Origin of the sequence: Streptomyces sp. NPDC056231, assembly GCF_048270745.1 — a bacterium.
GTDB lineage: Bacteria > Actinomycetota > Actinomycetes > Streptomycetales > Streptomycetaceae > Streptomyces.
The window spans coordinates 1-14,762 of sequence record NZ_JBLVKW010000030.1 but is presented as its reverse complement, the minus strand read 5'-3'; the positions used below and the strand labels follow the sequence as shown (position 1 = coordinate 14,762).

General features: G+C 68.1%; 17 protein-coding genes, 1 tRNA gene and 1 pseudogene. 6 read left to right on the top strand and 13 right to left on the bottom strand.

The window, feature by feature from the left end:
* Positions 1-483 (bottom strand): response regulator, encoded by a 483-nt coding sequence (locus tag ACNPQM_RS22660; protein ID WP_418085507.1) that lies wholly within the window; start codon positions 481-483, stop codon positions 1-3.
* A 207-nt stretch (positions 484-690) separates the two neighbouring features.
* Here ACNPQM_RS22660 and ACNPQM_RS22655 point away from each other — a divergent pair.
* Positions 691-762: transfer RNA gene (locus ACNPQM_RS22655), tRNA-Arg, on the top strand.
* Positions 763-911: 149 nt separating this feature from the next.
* On the opposite strand, the gene ACNPQM_RS22650 is transcribed toward ACNPQM_RS22655, so the two are convergent.
* The 5 genes from ACNPQM_RS22650 to ACNPQM_RS22630 are packed head-to-tail and all read right to left on the bottom strand — an operon-like array spanning position 912 to position 4,657.
* Entirely contained in the window at positions 912-2,381 is a 1,470-nt protein-coding gene (locus ACNPQM_RS22650; RefSeq protein WP_418085506.1) for a tyrosine-type recombinase/integrase, read from the bottom strand.
* Positions 2,378-2,569, bottom strand: coding sequence for a helix-turn-helix transcriptional regulator (locus tag ACNPQM_RS22645; protein WP_267007958.1), 192 nt, complete (start codon positions 2,567-2,569; stop codon positions 2,378-2,380). The genes ACNPQM_RS22650 and ACNPQM_RS22645 overlap by 4 nt, the downstream gene beginning before the upstream one ends.
* On the bottom strand, positions 2,566-2,865 hold the full coding sequence (locus tag ACNPQM_RS22640; RefSeq protein WP_418085505.1) for a hypothetical protein: 300 nt from the start codon (positions 2,863-2,865) through the stop codon (positions 2,566-2,568). Before ACNPQM_RS22640 ends, ACNPQM_RS22645 begins: the two co-directional genes overlap by 4 nt.
* Positions 2,862-3,722 carry an AAA family ATPase gene (locus ACNPQM_RS22635; protein ID WP_418085504.1) on the bottom strand — a complete coding sequence of 287 codons (861 nt, stop codon included), beginning with the start codon at positions 3,720-3,722 and terminating at the stop codon, positions 2,862-2,864. Before ACNPQM_RS22635 ends, ACNPQM_RS22640 begins: the two co-directional genes overlap by 4 nt.
* Positions 3,719-4,657, bottom strand: coding sequence for a bifunctional DNA primase/polymerase (locus ACNPQM_RS22630; protein ID WP_418085503.1), 939 nt, complete (start codon positions 4,655-4,657; stop codon positions 3,719-3,721). Before ACNPQM_RS22630 ends, ACNPQM_RS22635 begins: the two co-directional genes overlap by 4 nt.
* A gap of 106 nt (positions 4,658-4,763) precedes the next feature.
* Between ACNPQM_RS22630 and ACNPQM_RS22625 the strand changes: the two genes are divergently transcribed.
* On the top strand, positions 4,764-5,066 hold the full coding sequence (locus ACNPQM_RS22625; RefSeq protein WP_418085502.1) for a hypothetical protein: 303 nt from the start codon (positions 4,764-4,766) through the stop codon (positions 5,064-5,066).
* Between the two features lie 91 nt (positions 5,067-5,157).
* On the opposite strand, the gene ACNPQM_RS22620 is transcribed toward ACNPQM_RS22625, so the two are convergent.
* The 3 genes and pseudogenes from ACNPQM_RS22620 to ACNPQM_RS22610 form a co-directional block, all read right to left on the bottom strand.
* Complete coding sequence (locus ACNPQM_RS22620; protein WP_418085501.1) at positions 5,158-5,508, bottom strand: hypothetical protein; 351 nt, start codon at positions 5,506-5,508, stop codon at positions 5,158-5,160.
* A gap of 1 nt (position 5,509) precedes the next feature.
* The gene (locus ACNPQM_RS22615; RefSeq protein ID WP_418085500.1) at positions 5,510-6,121 is read right to left on the bottom strand and encodes a hypothetical protein; all 612 of its coding nucleotides are present in this window, start codon (positions 6,119-6,121) and stop codon (positions 5,510-5,512) included.
* Between the two features lie 16 nt (positions 6,122-6,137).
* Positions 6,138-6,497, bottom strand: a pseudogene (locus ACNPQM_RS22610) (transposase); the annotation flags it as partial.
* Here ACNPQM_RS22610 and ACNPQM_RS22605 point away from each other — a divergent pair.
* The gene (locus tag ACNPQM_RS22605) at positions 6,390-6,734 is read left to right on the top strand and encodes a hypothetical protein (protein ID WP_418085539.1); all 345 of its coding nucleotides are present in this window, start codon (positions 6,390-6,392) and stop codon (positions 6,732-6,734) included. The pseudogene ACNPQM_RS22610 and the gene ACNPQM_RS22605 overlap by 108 nt on opposite strands.
* A gap of 31 nt (positions 6,735-6,765) precedes the next feature.
* Here the strand turns inward: ACNPQM_RS22605 and ACNPQM_RS22600 are convergent, their stop codons facing one another.
* Complete coding sequence (locus ACNPQM_RS22600; protein ID WP_418085499.1) at positions 6,766-8,199, bottom strand: ATP-binding protein; 1,434 nt, start codon at positions 8,197-8,199, stop codon at positions 6,766-6,768.
* Positions 8,200-8,630: 431 nt separating this feature from the next.
* Complete coding sequence (locus tag ACNPQM_RS22595; protein ID WP_418085498.1) at positions 8,631-8,984, bottom strand: hypothetical protein; 354 nt, start codon at positions 8,982-8,984, stop codon at positions 8,631-8,633.
* A 1,057-nt stretch (positions 8,985-10,041) separates the two neighbouring features.
* Between ACNPQM_RS22595 and ACNPQM_RS22590 the strand changes: the two genes are divergently transcribed.
* Positions 10,042-11,337, top strand: coding sequence for a hypothetical protein (locus ACNPQM_RS22590; RefSeq protein ID WP_418085497.1), 1,296 nt, complete (start codon positions 10,042-10,044; stop codon positions 11,335-11,337).
* 324 nt (positions 11,338-11,661) lie between these two features.
* Here the strand turns inward: ACNPQM_RS22590 and ACNPQM_RS22585 are convergent, their stop codons facing one another.
* Complete coding sequence (locus tag ACNPQM_RS22585) at positions 11,662-12,354, bottom strand: hypothetical protein (RefSeq protein WP_418085496.1); 693 nt, start codon at positions 12,352-12,354, stop codon at positions 11,662-11,664.
* Positions 12,355-12,396: 42 nt separating this feature from the next.
* Positions 12,397-13,737 carry a DUF2254 domain-containing protein gene (locus tag ACNPQM_RS22580; RefSeq protein WP_418085495.1) on the bottom strand — a complete coding sequence of 447 codons (1,341 nt, stop codon included), beginning with the start codon at positions 13,735-13,737 and terminating at the stop codon, positions 12,397-12,399.
* Between the two features lie 193 nt (positions 13,738-13,930).
* Here ACNPQM_RS22580 and ACNPQM_RS22575 point away from each other — a divergent pair, with 193 nt between their 5' ends.
* Together ACNPQM_RS22575 and ACNPQM_RS22570 are read left to right on the top strand one after the other, a co-directional pair.
* Positions 13,931-14,194 (top strand): CopG family transcriptional regulator, encoded by a 264-nt coding sequence (locus ACNPQM_RS22575; RefSeq protein ID WP_351788286.1) that lies wholly within the window; start codon positions 13,931-13,933, stop codon positions 14,192-14,194.
* Positions 14,191-14,604 carry a PIN domain-containing protein gene (locus ACNPQM_RS22570; protein WP_358857394.1) on the top strand — a complete coding sequence of 138 codons (414 nt, stop codon included), beginning with the start codon at positions 14,191-14,193 and terminating at the stop codon, positions 14,602-14,604. Before ACNPQM_RS22575 ends, ACNPQM_RS22570 begins: the two co-directional genes overlap by 4 nt.
* Positions 14,605-14,762: the final 158 nt, after the last annotated feature.

Sequence of the window (14,762 nt, the reverse complement as noted above, 5' to 3'; positions counted from 1 at the left end):
TCAGCCCGCAGCGCTCTCCGCCCTCCCGGCACAGTGTCTGCCGTCGGCCGACGGCGGGGCCTCCCTGTTCGCCAACTGCCGTACGAGCCGCACCAGCTCGCTCGGCTCGAAGGGCTTCGCCAGGAAGGCGTCGACCCGGGTGGTGATGTTGTTGTCCACCTCGTACTGCGTACCAGCACTGATGATCGCGACCGGCAGCCGGCTGGTCCGGGGATCGGAGCGGAGCCGGGTGGCGGTCTGCAGACCGTCGAGCCGGGGCATGACGACATCAAGGGTGATCACATCCGGACAGACCTGATGCACCAGATCCAGACACTCGACACCATCGGCCGCGGTCACGACCTCGAAGCCCTCAAGCTCGAGATTGACCCTGATCAATTGCCGGATGGCCTTGCTGTCGTCGACAACAAGCACACGGCCACACGCCCCTGACACACTCAGAGGGTAGGTCGGACGTAGGGGCTGCGTCCGGGTTTTGCCCATTTCCAGCCCCGGACGGGTGGCGGGCGGACGGCACATGGCCGACACGGCGGCCCTGCGCACGAGCGCGCGACCGGGCCGGCGGCACGGGGCACGGCGGCGCCGGGGCACGGGGGCGACGCGCGACGGCGACCACGCGGAAATACCTGTTCACGGACACCCGCCAGAAGCTGGTAGTGTTTCATTCGTCGCCAAGCAAGACGGCGACACGCCCCCGTAGCTCAGGGGATAGAGCATCGGCCTCCGGAGCCGGGTGCGCAGGTTCGAATCCTGCCGGGGGCACCGCAGTCCGGACAGCGTGATCAAGCCGCTGACCAGGCAAAGTGCCAAGCACAAAGGGTCGGACTCAGTCTCACTGAGTCCGACCCTTTGTCGTTGTGTGTCACTGATCGCGAGTGAGTGGCGAGTGGGTTTTCAGGGTTGATCGCCGCTCACTCGTTGGTCTCCTGACCCCATCCCATGGACTTCTCGATCTTCTGGTTGTTCAGCTCCTCGTGTCCGTCGATGCAGCCCGCGTACCGGCGGTGCACCACCTCCGGCGAGTTCCCGGCGCGGCGGGACACCTCCGCCACAGGGACGCCGGCGTTCAGCCAGTTGGTGATGCAGGTGTGCCGCACGTCGTACGGCCGGTGGGCCAGCGGCGAATCGGTCTTGTCCGGCGGCAGCGCGTAGGGACGGGCTTCCTGCCATACCCGCCAGTAGCTCGTGGAGCCGAGGACTCCGCCGCGCTCGTTGGCGAAGAGCCGGCCGTCCTTGGCCGTGCCGAACTCCTCGATGTGGGAACGCAGCATGGCGACCAGCACGGGTGGGATCGGCACTGGCCGGTCGGTGTTCGCCTCACGTGATTTAAGGCCCCGCCGGTCGTGCCGGAGACCGGAGTCCGTCCACTTCGTTCCGACCACCGGGCGCGTCTCGCGGAGAGTCAGGGTGCCCCACCCCTTTTCGGGGAGGTAACAGTCCTTCTTCCGGAGCCCTACCGCTTCGGCCGGCCGAAGCGCGGCGTAGAGCTGGACAGCGAAGAATCCGACCAACCTACGGCCGCGATTTCGGTGAACGCTCCCCACATACGAGACGGCAGTCAGAAGCTGGGCGCCTTGATCCTGATTGACCAATACGCGGGGGTCCACCGCGTCTCCGGTACGCGAGCCGCTCCGTCGAATGTTGGCGAGCGGGTTGCTTTCCAGGTATCCCGCTTCGATCGCGTACTCCAGAGCCGTGTTCAGGCCCCGTCGGCGGCGCTTGTACGTCTCCCCCGCGGCTGGCTTGTCATCCAGCTTGAAGGAAAGCCGGTACTGAACGTCCCGCAGAACCTTCGGGTCCAACAGGGATGAGAGCGGCAGCGAGTGCAACGAGAGCCACGTACACGCGGCCAGCAGCTCCGGTGGCGGCTCTTCATCCTTGTGGGCAGGTACGACACGCCACCGCATCGCATAGCGGACTTCTTCTATCGTCGGCGCGTTGACTCCTTCGCCCATCATGGCGAGTGCGGTCGTCGCGAGGCTGTCCGCGATGCCCTCGCGGGTCTTCGCGGCGGTACTGCGCCAGCGAGCGGCCATGTACTCGGGGCAGAAGTCCCACCACTTCGGGTCCGGCCGGGTGTTCCCCTTCTCAGCGGCGGCGCGGAGTTCGGATTCCGGGAGACCCGTATCCGTATCGAAGGACTCACCCCTTCGCATGGCTTGCCAGAGTTCCAAGCGGCGGCTCTGTGCGAGCGCGTCCGTGGTGAAGCTCGCAGTCTTCACCTTTCCGGCGACAATCCAACGGAGTTGATAAGGGGCTTTCTTGCTCTTCACCTTGTTGACCTTCCACACCCTTACGTCAGTGGAAAGGTCAGCGACTTCGGACCCTTCCGGGCGAGCGCTCTCGCGCCCGCCCGGAATACCACTCCTGCGGTTGTTCACGCGGTCTCCTCAAGACCGGTGATCCACCGATCCAATTCCGAACGCCGGATACGGACGGCTCCGTTCGGCAGCTTGATGGCCTTGGGCCCTTTGCGGAGCTGCCGCCACCGATAGAAAGTCGCGCGGGGAACACCGATCTCCGTGATGACCTGGGAGATCGTCAGCATCTCGTCTCGGGCCACAGTCAGATCCCTCCCTGCTGCCCGGCGCGGGCAGACCGATCGGACAGCCCGGACAGCTCCGTTTTTAACTGTCCGGGTTGTTTGTGCAGGTCAGGTGGGGTGACCGGACAGTCGGACAGCTGGGACACCTGTTGGGTGGTCTCTGTCCGGGTGCCGGTGTCCGGGTAGTACCGGCCGCTGCCGTCTTTGGTGAGCTGTCCGTCGGTGGCCACGCGGGAACAGGTGCGCCGGACGGTGTCCGTATCCACGTGCGGGAGTGCGTCGGCGATGTCCTTGGGCTTGGCGCCGGGGTTGGCCCTCACGTGCCGGAGGATCGCGGCGCGGGTGTCGCCGATGGTGTGGTCGGAGGCGGGGCCGTCGAGCAGGCGCCGGAGGCTTCCTGAAACTGGAGCGCGTATTCGGCTTCGTTCACGTCGCGTCCGGTGACGTGAAGGATGCCGTCTGCCTGTCCGCGGGCGCGCTTGAGTACGAGCGTGGCGTCGGCTGCTCCGGCGATGCCGTTGGTTCCGGAGACCTCGGTGAGGAAGTCCTCGGAGGCCATTTTGCGGACGTGGTGGACCAGGACGACGGCGATGCCGTAGTGGTCCGCGATTCGCTTGGCGTAGCCGACTGCGACGTAGTCCGCGTCGTAGGCGGACACGCCTTGTGGGGCCTGTCCGCGCATCTTCGCGAAGACGTCGATGACGACCATCCGGGCGTCTGGGTTGCGGTCCAGCCACCCGGCGATGGCTTCGCTGCCGCCTTGCGGGAAGGGAGGGCATTCGGTCACCAGGGTCAGACCGGCCGGCGCTTTCTGCCCGCCGAGCAGCTTGCCCATCCGTCCCTGGAGACGACGCGGGGTGTCCTCCAGTGCGAGGTAGATCACCGGGCCGCCTTTGACCGGCACGGAGTCGAAGGCGTGGCCTCCGGCCGCGACGGACAGACCGAGTCCGAGGGACAGCCAGGACTTGCCGACCTTGGGCGGTCCGGCGAGCAGGCTGACGCCTTCCGCGAGGATGCCGGGCACGGCCCATTTCGGCTCGGGGAACTGCGCGGCCATGAGCTGATCGGCGGTCCACGCGGTCCGGGGCCGCTCCCGCACCGGCGGCGCCGTGGGAGCGGGCTGCGGGCCGCTGGGGACGGAGTACAGGTGCAGCGGCGGAATCGGGGACGCGTTCATGCCGCCACCTGCCGCGGCCGATTGGCCCCAGCCCGCAGACCGGATTCGATGGTGCGCCGCGCTTCGCGCTCGCCCTGCCCGGCCTGCCGGGCGGCGGCGGTGAGCCACTCGGTGACCTCACCGGTGCCCAGCTCTCCCCCGGCGACAAGCTGCCCGAGGGCGACCGACGCGATGTAGAGAGCCTTGTTGCGCCCACCCTCTTTGGCACGCGCGACGCGCTCCAGCTCGCCATCGACTGCGGCGCGCAGCCACTTGCCGCGCCGGTCCGAGGCGAGAGCCACCGTGATGGGCTGCTGCGGGGGCAGCGGAGCCGGGCGAAGCTGCTCCACGATCCAACCGGGCAGCGGCTTCACCGTTGCCTCGTGGACGGTGGTGTACGGGGCCGGCTTACCGGCGATGGCGCTGCCCGCAGCGACGACGTAGCCGCCGTGCGCGCGGGTGTCGATCTTCCATCCGAGCTTGCCCGCGGTGTTGCGCAGCTCTGCACCGTCCGGGGCCGCGTAGTACAGGTGCATGCCGCCACTGGGGGTCTTCACGATGTGGGTGGCGGGTGCCATTTCACAGTAGCCGTCGAACGGCTCGCACATCACCAGATTCCCGAGCCCTTCGGCGTCGTGGCGCTCCCACAGCGTCAGCAGGACTGCGAGGCCGTTGCTGATGCCGGGGCGGGACCATCCGGCCGGCGGGAGGTCGTCCGGCCCCTTGGGGGTGTCGAGGTCGACAACGACAAGTTGAGACGGGCCGGTTGCGATGCCGATGTTGTAGGGGGTATGCGACCAGCACCGGGTGATGCGCTCCGGGTCGGTCGTGGCGCGCTCCGCCCAGTTCCGAATCGCGGGCGGCTTGTCGCCGGGAACGAGCGGGAAGACGTGCCACCCGTGGGCGGCAGCGTCCAGCGCCGCCGACAGCAGCGCGGGGTTGCGGTCATGCGTCATGCTGGTGGTTCTCCTGTTTCTGTCGAAGGGACGGAGAGCCGAGGCGGTCGCGGTCTTGTGGTGAGAGGCGACCGCCTCGGGCGTTTCCAGGCGCCTGGGGGACTGCGTGGACGACGACGTGATCAGTGAGCGACTGCGCCGGAGAGTCAGGCGCGACTTCCCAGAGGCAGAAGTTGCCAAGGGAGTATTCGGAGCTATGCGGGTTCTGGCCGCAGAGCTCGCAGACAGTCGGCAGGACACCGAACGGCTTCTCGCAGCTGCGGTGTTCATCGCCGACGGGGATATAGGCCGCTTCATTGCAGCGGTCCGGGGTGCGCGGACGGACTGGCGCGACTTGCTCGTGGCCGGTGACCTTGGCCGTGAGGACTGGTCATCCGTGCTTGATCGGGAACTGGATCCCCGTGCCTGACCACTTACCGGCAAGGCACGGGCTCTGCCGAAGGGACGGAGAACCGGGGCGGTCGCGGTCTTGTGGTGAGAGACGACCGCCCCGGGCGTAGCTACTGGTGTTTAGCCCAGTGGGCGTACTGCTGGCGGACGTAGTGGCGGGGGTCGCAGATGACGGTGGTGTCGTCCAGGTCCATCAGGCGTCGGGCCGCCTCGGTAGCCAGCTCACTCGCGTCGCCCGGGGTCCCGGCGAGCTCGTCGGCGAGGGCGATGCGGTCGAGGACGGCGGCCTTGCGGAGCCAGAACTCCCGGCCCAGCCTCGTGCCGAACGGCTTGTCGGCGGCGGTCTGTGCGGTCCATCCGATCTCGCGGATGATGCTCGGGGCGAGCGCGTAGGCGGTCTCCGGTGTCGGCCAGTCGCCCTGTTCCGGGCGATGCTCGGTGCTCGGGTGCAGCTGCTCCATCTCAAGGCCCCTTGGTGACGTCGATGGCGGGGAGTTCGGGCAGTCCGGCGCGGGTGAGTACGGCGGGGTCGAAGCCGGGCAGGGCCTCGCGGTGGATGAGGGCTTGGGCGAGGGCGGTGGCGTAGGCGGCGCCCTCGCGGGCGACCTCGATCTGTGCTCCGGCGCGCAGGGCTTCGACGCGCTCGGTGTGGGCGTGCTCTTCGCGCCGCACCGTGGTCTGCCGGTCGTACGCGACACTGTCGCGGCGGTCGGTGCGCCAGTACCGAGCCGCAATGCCGTACGCGACGGCGGTCGCCAGCACCCACAGCAGCAGCGGGAGCGACAGCCCGTCGGCGTATCCGGCAACCCCGGCCAGCGCGAGCCCGCCGGAGGTCACGAACGCGGTCGCCGCGAGGACGCCATCACCGCCTCCACGTCCGGCTGCGGCGAAGGCGCCGGCCGTTGCGGCCCCGGCGGCAAGGACGACCATCAGCGCGGCGTTGCCGACGGAGTGTTCGGCGCCGTTGGCGTTCCAGATCCGTCCGAGGATGAGCACGGTGGACGTGGCGACGGCCGGGGCGACCTTCGGGGCCGCAAGGGCGACCCAGTGGTGTTGAACGAGGGGTTCGTTCATGGCGAGCTCCTGCAGGTCGCTTCTTGACGATCCTCGGCTCGAAGGATCCCTCGCGGTCGCGGGGCACGATTATCTCCACCGGGCCGACGTCGGTCAGTACGGTCTTGGCGCGGGTGCCGTTGCGTGAGTTGCCGCCGTTCTTCCCGGCGGGATCGTGCTTGTCATAGCCGAGGTGGTCGGTGATCTCGCCCTCGAGGGCCGACTCCAGGAGTCGCTTGGTCAGCTGCTGGAGCAGCCCGCCCTCACCGGTCAGTTGCAGGCCCTCGGCCTGAGCCCGGCCCACCAGCTCGTCAATCAGCCGGTCGTCCACAGACTTCGCCGGCCCCGCCTCAGACGGCTCGACAGTCTCGACCTCGGTCACGTTATTGCTGGTCATCGATGCATCTTCCATGATCGGGAGTTACACCGAACGTTTTACAGTCCCTTCGACACAGCCGTGCTCGGCGTCACCGTGACCGTCACCGCGGTCCAGCTCCGGTCCGGCAGCGGCATCGTCGCCCTGTGCAGACGCGGTCGACACCGTCAGGCGATCGGCCTCCTCGACCTACCGCTGCCCGAACCCGCGCCTGAGGGGTGGGCCTGGGTGGAGGCCTACCGGCACTCGGCATCCTGAGCCGCTTCCCCCATGCGTCACCGTCTCTCCGCTACTGCCAGGCGCGGACCAGATCTTCAGGCCCCCAGTGGGCCGCAAGCGGCAGACTGCCGACGACACCGCTGCGGGACACCGCGACCAGGGGCGTGTCCGGCCCGGCGCCGGGCACCGCGAGTACGTCCCGAGCCAGGGCGTCGTATTCGCGCCGGCCGAACGGCTGGGACTCCAGCCACTTGATGGAGCCGACGAAGTGCACCGCGCCCGCCACTGGTTCACGGTCGGTGCCGACCAGGTCGATCTCGGGGTTGTTCTGCCGGTTCCACCAGCCGCCGACAGCCTCTGTCTCCGGCCATCGCTCGTCGGGCAGCAGCCGCAGCAGCGACTCGCGGATGAGCGGCTCGACCGCGCGCCCCCGCCAGGCGGTCCAGGACCGCTCGATGCGCTCCAGGGCCAGATCGCCCCGGCCGCGCTCGATGAGCGGGATCCCCCGCTGCAGGAAGGCCAACCAGAACCGGAGATACGGATCGGCGATGCGGTAGCGCTTGTTCTTGGTGTCGGCCTTCGCGGACAGCGGCAGGTCGGCCGCCAGAACCCGCTTGGCCTGAAGGGTGTTCAGCAGCGGGGACAGCGTGCCCGATGGCAGGGCACCTGTTCCCCCGGCCTGTGCAGCGATGGTGGAGAAGGTCCGCTCGCCGCTGCCCACCGCCTCCAGCACCGCCCGCGAGTGCGACGCCTCGGGGAACTCCCCCAGCAGCGACAGCTCGCCCGCCACCAGCAGCGGAGACAGCGGATTCGCCACCGCCTCGCGCAGGAAGTCCGCCCGGCCCAGCCCTGGCCGCCACGACTGAACGATTTCCGGAAAGCCTCCCGTGATCAGCAGCGCGTCCACCGCGTCCGCCGCATCCAGCCCGGTCATGGCCTGCACATCGCCCAGGTGCAGCGGCCGTACGGTCATCTTCGCCGCCCGCCCGAAGAACGGGCGGCCATACGACTGCAGCGCCTCCATCACCGACATGTCGCTGCCGACCAGGATGAGCAGGACCGGCTTGGCCGACAGGTGACGGTCCCAGACGGTCTGCAGCGCCCCCTCGAACTCCGCGTCCTGCTCAACCAGCCACGGCACCTCGTCAATCACCGCGATGCTCGGGGCGTCGTCCGGAACCGCGACGGCCAGTGAGCGCAGCGCCTGATTCCAGTCCGCGGCCTGCAGCCCGGCCACCAGCTCCGCCCCCGGCAGGGCGGACTGGGCGAGCGCCCCAGTGAAGTCCGCCCGCTCGGCCACGGCGTTGCGGCCCCGGGTCGCCTGGAAGACCACGTACGGAACCCGGGACCGGTCACAGAACTCCTGGACCAGGCGAGACTTCCCCACCCGGCGCCGACCGGTCATGATCACGGCCCGCCCATGGGTGGCACCCGTGCCCTCGATCACCAGGCCCAGCTGTCGAGCCAGCAGATCCAGGTCAGCCACCCTCCCTTTGAATTCCACGGGTGGCCCCTCTCGACGCAAACACAGTTTCGATATTACGTAGATTGAATCTTACTTAGATGTTAGCTCGCTTGCTTCTATGTCAGCGTGAACCCCCGTCGGAAGCATGGGACGGGCGCGCCACATCATTTCGGGCTTGGACAGATGGCCGACATCGGTCCAGCCAGAGAATCCCGCAGGTCACAGCCGGTCCGACTCGACCGGCCCTTGCTTGCGGCTCCTGCCGGAACCCGAACCTGCGGTCAATCGCCGCAGACCTACCGATTCAGCCGTAGAACCGTCTCGATCACCAGCGGCCCGCCACCGCCCAGCGGTCCACCCTCTGCCCATGCTCCGCGTCCCCCGCCGGGGCACCCGGTATGAGGTGCCCAAAGACCCCCGTCACCAGCGGAAACGCTGAGGCCGGGGTCTTCGCGTTTGTGCAGGCGGTGTCAGGCGTGCGGTGCAGCAGGAACGCGACGAGGGAGATGACCAGCAGCGGGATCGCCAGGTGCAGCCACGAGCCCCGCGAGCAGCACGCTCGGGCGCCGCAGCACATGGCCCAGCTCACGGACAGGAACCCGGAGTCCGGCCGAGAACAGCACCAGCGACAGCAGACACGGGGCGGCGGACACCGGCAGGTGGATGAGTGGCCCGAGCGGCGGGGCATGCGTGTGGCGCAGCCAGAGGCCGGGATCCGGCACGAACAGAGCACAGACGTAGGACAGCAGCACGGCCCGGCCCAGTCGGCGCCGCAGCCAGGCGGTCGCGGAGCCAGGCGGGCGCGGGGGCGGTGGTCGGAGCATTCAAGGCGGCCTTCTTCCGTCACGTGGGCAGGCACAATGGCGTCGTAAATCCGAACAGCCGGATCATCGTTGCCTTGGATTGCGACGACCGCCGAACCGCTGACGACATCGTCGACCCGCTGGGCGACGAGCGCCGCCTCTACAAGGTCGGCCTGCAGCTCCTACAGCGGCTCAAGTCAAAGAGGTCTTCCGGTGACGTGAGGCGCGTGTGCGCATGGATCCATGCTGCTCGTGTTGCGAGAGTGATCAACGGGCCACAGTCAGGATGTGTTCAGGTTCCCGCTGGCACAGTCGTGCGGTATGACCCATGAAACGCCTGAGAGTCCAGTGGTTCCAGAGGTGGACACCCGGCAAGGAGACCAGAAGCGAGTCGGCGAACAATCGACTGAGGCGGGCTCGCACCACCTCGCCGGCGCTGAATGGGGCAAGGGTTCTCTGTGCAGCCAGGGGGGAGGCCGTACGGGGGATTGGGCGATGCGGATTCCCGCGCTCCTCAGGTTGAATTCCGGGACGAAGTTCCCAGAATTCTGGCCAATGCCGCCGCCCAGAGCTCGAATTGGCTCCACGAATCCCTTTGGCCCGGCTAGGGGGTTGAGATCTTCCGGCCGACCAGCACGGGCGCGGTCTGACCTGAGAAGCCGAAGGCTTCCGAAGGCGGCTCATGCTCGCCTGCTGATGACTTCGGCACCGAGAGTCTGTCCAATCTCGGCGGCTCCCATGAGGGGCATCAGCGCCTTTCTGGCGCCTCCCCGCCAGGCGGCGCAGGCAGTGAAGGCGCGTTCTGCATCACACAGGAATACCTCAAGATCCCGCATAACAAGGTGTACCGCTCCCAGGTCATAACAGGCATAGAAAGTCCTCGCGCAGGCCGAGGAAAGACCGCGTCACGGACTACGCCTCCGGCGGCGCGTCCCGAGTGGACTTGACGAGCAATTGGATTCATCCCAGCGCCCGCCAGGTCCGAGGCCGCGCTTGTTTACAGAAATGTAGACATTTACCGTTCCGCACACGTGAGGGGCGCCCCCTCTGTGCTGCCACCCGTCCATGTGAGGATTGCATGACAACTTCGACGACTACCACACCTGCTCGTCATGCCGCGGGCAGCCGCCTGTTGAACAAGGTGCCCGAGGTCACGGTCTGGTTCTGGATCATCAAGATCCTCTGCACGACCGTCGGCGAGAGTTTCGCCGACTACATCAACGAGACGCTGGGCTTCGGCCTGACCAACACCATGCTGTTGTTCACCGCGGTATTCGCGATCGTGCTGACGGTCCAGTTCCGCACGAAGCGCTACATCCCGTTCCCGTACTGGCTCACCGTGGTGGTGGTCAGTGTCGCCGGCACGCTGTACACCGACATGCTCACCGATAAGCAACACGTCCAGCTGTGGCTCAGCTCGATGGTGTTCTCGGTCCTGCTGGCCCTCGTCTTCGGGGTCTGGTGGCTGCGCGAGCGGACCCTGTCGATCCACAGCATCACGACCTTCCCGCGTGAGGCGTTCTACTGGCTGACCGTCCTGGTGACGTTCGCGCTGGGCACCGCCCTCGGTGACTGGACGCTGGAGCTGACCAACTGGACGCCCGCGAAGTCGGTGCTCCTGCCGCTGGGCCTCATCGCGTCGATCGCCGCGCTGTGGAAGTTCGGCGCCAACCCGGTTCTTTCGTTCTGGCTCGCCTACATCCTCACCCGCCCGCTCGGTGCCAACATCGGTGACTGGCTCGCCTCCCCGAAGACCGCGGCCAACCCCGGCGACCCGGTTGGACTCGGCCTGGGCACCCTCGCCACCAGCCTGATCTTCCTCAGCGCCATCCTGGCCACGGTCATCTACCTGACGATCAGCCGCAGGGACGTCGCCGAGACCTCCGAGACGACGCACGAGCCGTCGGTCACCAACGCGCGCAAGGAGCGCATCGCGCTCGGAGGCTTCGCAGTGATCGCTGCCAGCACCGTCGCGCTGATGATCTGGGCCCACAACCAGCCCCACGTCACCTGCGACCCGACCGGTCAGAGCGAGACGATGCCGGCTTGCCCGAAGGCGGCTCTGACCGGCAAGCAGACGACCGAGGCAGTGGCGAAGTACGAGAAGCTTGCCCAGACGGCGATCGCTCAGGACCGGGCCGGGACGGTCGCGGCCTCCCATGCCACCGTGCAGAAGATGCGCGACAACTGGGACGCTGACGCCACCTCGTTGCAGGCGGTCAACAACACGACCTGGACCCTGCTCGACAACCAGATGGATGAGGTCCTCAAGGCGTACGCCATCGACCACGGCAACATCCAGCCCGCTCCAGCCGCCGAGCAGGAGAAGCAACTCAACACCTTGCTGGGCGACCTTCAGAGCCACCGCTTCTGAGCAGGGCGGACTGCGTTGGTGGCCGGTTCGATGGGCCTGCACAGGACCGGTCACCAACTGCGCTGTACCGGTCCACCAAGGCCCAACGCCCTCCGTGTCGGCGTCACTGCGGCCCACCCGCCCTGGAACGATGCGTCTCATGCAGCCCCTGCCAGCGCCCTGCCCCGCCGACCTGATCCCGGACACGACGGGCCAGGAGGCACTCAACGCCGCGTACAAGGCGCCACCTCGCCGCATCTGTCATGACACCGTCGGCCGGGACGGCGGAGAGCAGGATGCAGATGGAGCAAGTCCATCTGGACCGAACAGCCCCTCCCCACCGCCTCAGTTTGATTCAACCTCGCACGTCACCTGACCTGCCGAGCTCTTCCGGGACGTGCTCCCGCCGCTGCGTGCCTGCCGGTTCAGCTGCACCACCGTTTGAATGGCCAACTGCCCGCCGCCGCCCAGCGGTTCCACCCACCCCCATGCTCCGAGTCCCCCGCCGGGGGCACTCGAAAAGTGGGAACGGACGCGGCGGTTTCGCCGGGCTCGTCTACCCCGAGTGCCATGATCGGACGCCAGCACTTCGGTGCGGGCGTCCGATTTTTTGTTCCATGGCTCCAGCTCACGGGTGACGGACACCAGTCCGTCAACCAGGCAGCCCGGGATGGTCACCCGCAGGGTCAGTTCTTCGCGGGGCCGGCTGTAGCGGACCTCCAGGCCGAAGGCGCTGTGGAGCCGCCGTTGGATCTCCTCCGGGACCAATGCAAGGTCCACATCGAGGTGCGGGAGCGCATCCAGCAGAGCCGCGGTGTCAGCGGGATCTGCCGCCTGTTTCGGCGATTGCAGTCGAGCCAGCTGCTCGGCGAGCTGTTCGCGCTGTGCGCCCAGCGTGGCGTGCTCCCGGCGGATCGCGTCACGGAACTGTCCGTCCCCGCAGCGGCTCCACCCGGCCCCGGTGCGCAGGACCACGTCGGCCAGGCGAGCCGAGGACGTGGCACGGGAGGTCGCGCCGGGGGTCGGCGCAGGGGACAAGCCGTGGCGCTGCAGGACTGCCGGGATTGCCTGCCGACGTGGTCAGGGAGCTGGTGGCCCGTCTGGTCGGTTGTCGGGGGTGTGAACAGTCGAACGATTCCTGGCCACTTGCCGGCGCACGGCTTCCGCCTCCGCGTGGGCGAGGGCGAGGTCAGTCGGCTGCGCCACCTCTCGCTCGGCGTCGGCGATGACGATGCGGGCCTGTTCCTCGATCGCCGCCAACCGCTCGGCATCGTCGGCGACCACGGCGGCGCAGTTGTGCAGCAGGAGGAGCAGGGCGTGGGCGACGGTCGGTTCACGGGCCCCGTAGCGTCGGATGAGCCCGCACATCACGGCGAGGTATTCCGGAAACCGCCGCCCTGGAATGATCACGGCGGCCCCGCCGGCGTCGCGGACGACGTGGTTGCCCAGGGGGCGCCGGGCAAGCACACAGAAGATCACGGACAGATGGTCGATGGCCTGCACCGCCGTGTACGGATCGTTGACCGCCGGAGACAGCGCCTTGCAGGCGACGTCGACCAGTTGCCGGATTCCGAGCGCAGCGTCCTGTTCCAGGGTGCGCTCGAATCCGATACGGACGCCGGCGTCCATCGCCTGCGAGAAGTCCTGAGGGGCCGGAGCGGGATCATGCGGTGAAGCCCGCCAGATCCACGCCAGTGTCGTTCCCGCGACGACGTGTTCGCCCACCCGGGGCCGCAGTTGCAGACAGACACCGCGCTCGGCCGCGGTCCGCAGCAGCAGGTGCGGGCGCACCACCTGGACGTACCCGGAGCGGTGGGAGGCAATGGCCACGGCCCACTCCGGCACGTCGACGACATCCTCGCCACCCGCGAACACCCCATCGCGGATCACTCGGACGGTGTTGCGCTCCACCACGCTCATGATCGCGTCGACCTGGATGGAGTGCACCAGATGGTCGGCGAAGAACACCAGCAGGCCGAGGCTGACGAACAGCAGGACGAGCGCGCCGCTCACCGCAAACCGGGGAAAGTTCTCGGAGCGGCCCCCTCTCGAAACGCCGACCGTGTAGAGACCGGCCGCGCTGTAGGCGAAGGTGGCCACGAAGACGCTGAGGACGATCTGATTGGGCCGGTCGCGGAGAAAGTTGCGCAGCAGCCGCGGCGAGAACTGGGTGGACGACAGTTGCAGCGCGACCACGGCCAGGCCCAGCAGCACGGCGATGACCGTCACCATCGTCCCGGTGATCCCGATCAGCAGCGTCCGGGCATCGTCGGCGGTCCCCTGAAACGCCAGCGGCGAGCCCGAGCCGGTCTTGACAAGGGACAGCAGCGACCCGGTGACCAGTGCGGCCACCACGGACAGGGTGGGAAGCACCCACAGCGACCCGCGGACGTACTCCGCCAGCGCATCACGTCGGATCACGAGCAACCCCCGCACCTCGATGCTTGGCCGGGTATGGCCAGTATCCGACGTGCGCGTCGACTGTCCAAGTGATCACTGAGACCACGGCGTTCCGGCAGTCCGCGTCCTCGGTCAATCCTGCTCAACGGGGTCGCCCCATAGCGAGCAGATGAATGGACGCCCATCAAGGATGACTGGCGGTAGGATAAAGGGTATGAGCGAGCCTACCGGCAAGTACTCGATCACCATGCCGCGCGACATCGCGGAGGCCGCCAAGGCCCGCAGCGGCCCCTCCGGCCTGTCCGCCTACGTGGCCGCCGCCGTCGCCCGGCAGATCGAACGCGACAACCTCAACGAACTCATCCAGGTCGCCGAGGCCGAGCACGGCCCCGTCACCGACGAGGAGATCCAGGCGCTGCGCGACCAGCTCCACCAGGCCCGCCTCGAGCAGACCCGCGGCAGGGCGGACGCGGCGTGACCCGCTCTCCCGCCGTACCCGGCGGAACCTTGGTCCTCGACAGCGAGGGGCTGTCCAAGGCCGTGCTGCGCGACCGCACGGTCACCGGCTGGTTCGCCCTGGCCCGCGCCGACGACCTGAGGGTGATCACGTCTGCGGCCACCCTGGTCGAGGTGGTGCATCCCCGGATCAACCGCCCCGCCCTGGAGTGGACCCTCTCCCGCCTCATCGTGGAGCCGGTCACCGAGCCGATCGCCCGGCACGCCGCCGCCCTCCTTGCCGGCACCGGCCTGCACGGCCACAAGTACGCCATCGACGCCATGCTCAGCGCCACCGCCCTCGCCGCCCCCGGCCCCGTCACGATCCTCACCTCGGACCCCGAAGACCTGACCGCCCTGTGCGGCGGCCAGGCCACCGTGATCAAGATCTGACCCAGGCCCTCGTCGGCGAGGGCCCCCTTCAGCCCTGCCGAGGGATCAAGGAACTTCAGGACACTAGTAGGGCTTTGTTAGGTCCTGTGGTGTGGTTCTGGTGTCGGTGCGGATTGGCCGCATATCGAGCAGGCGCCGGTCCAGGTGGCCAGGAGGGC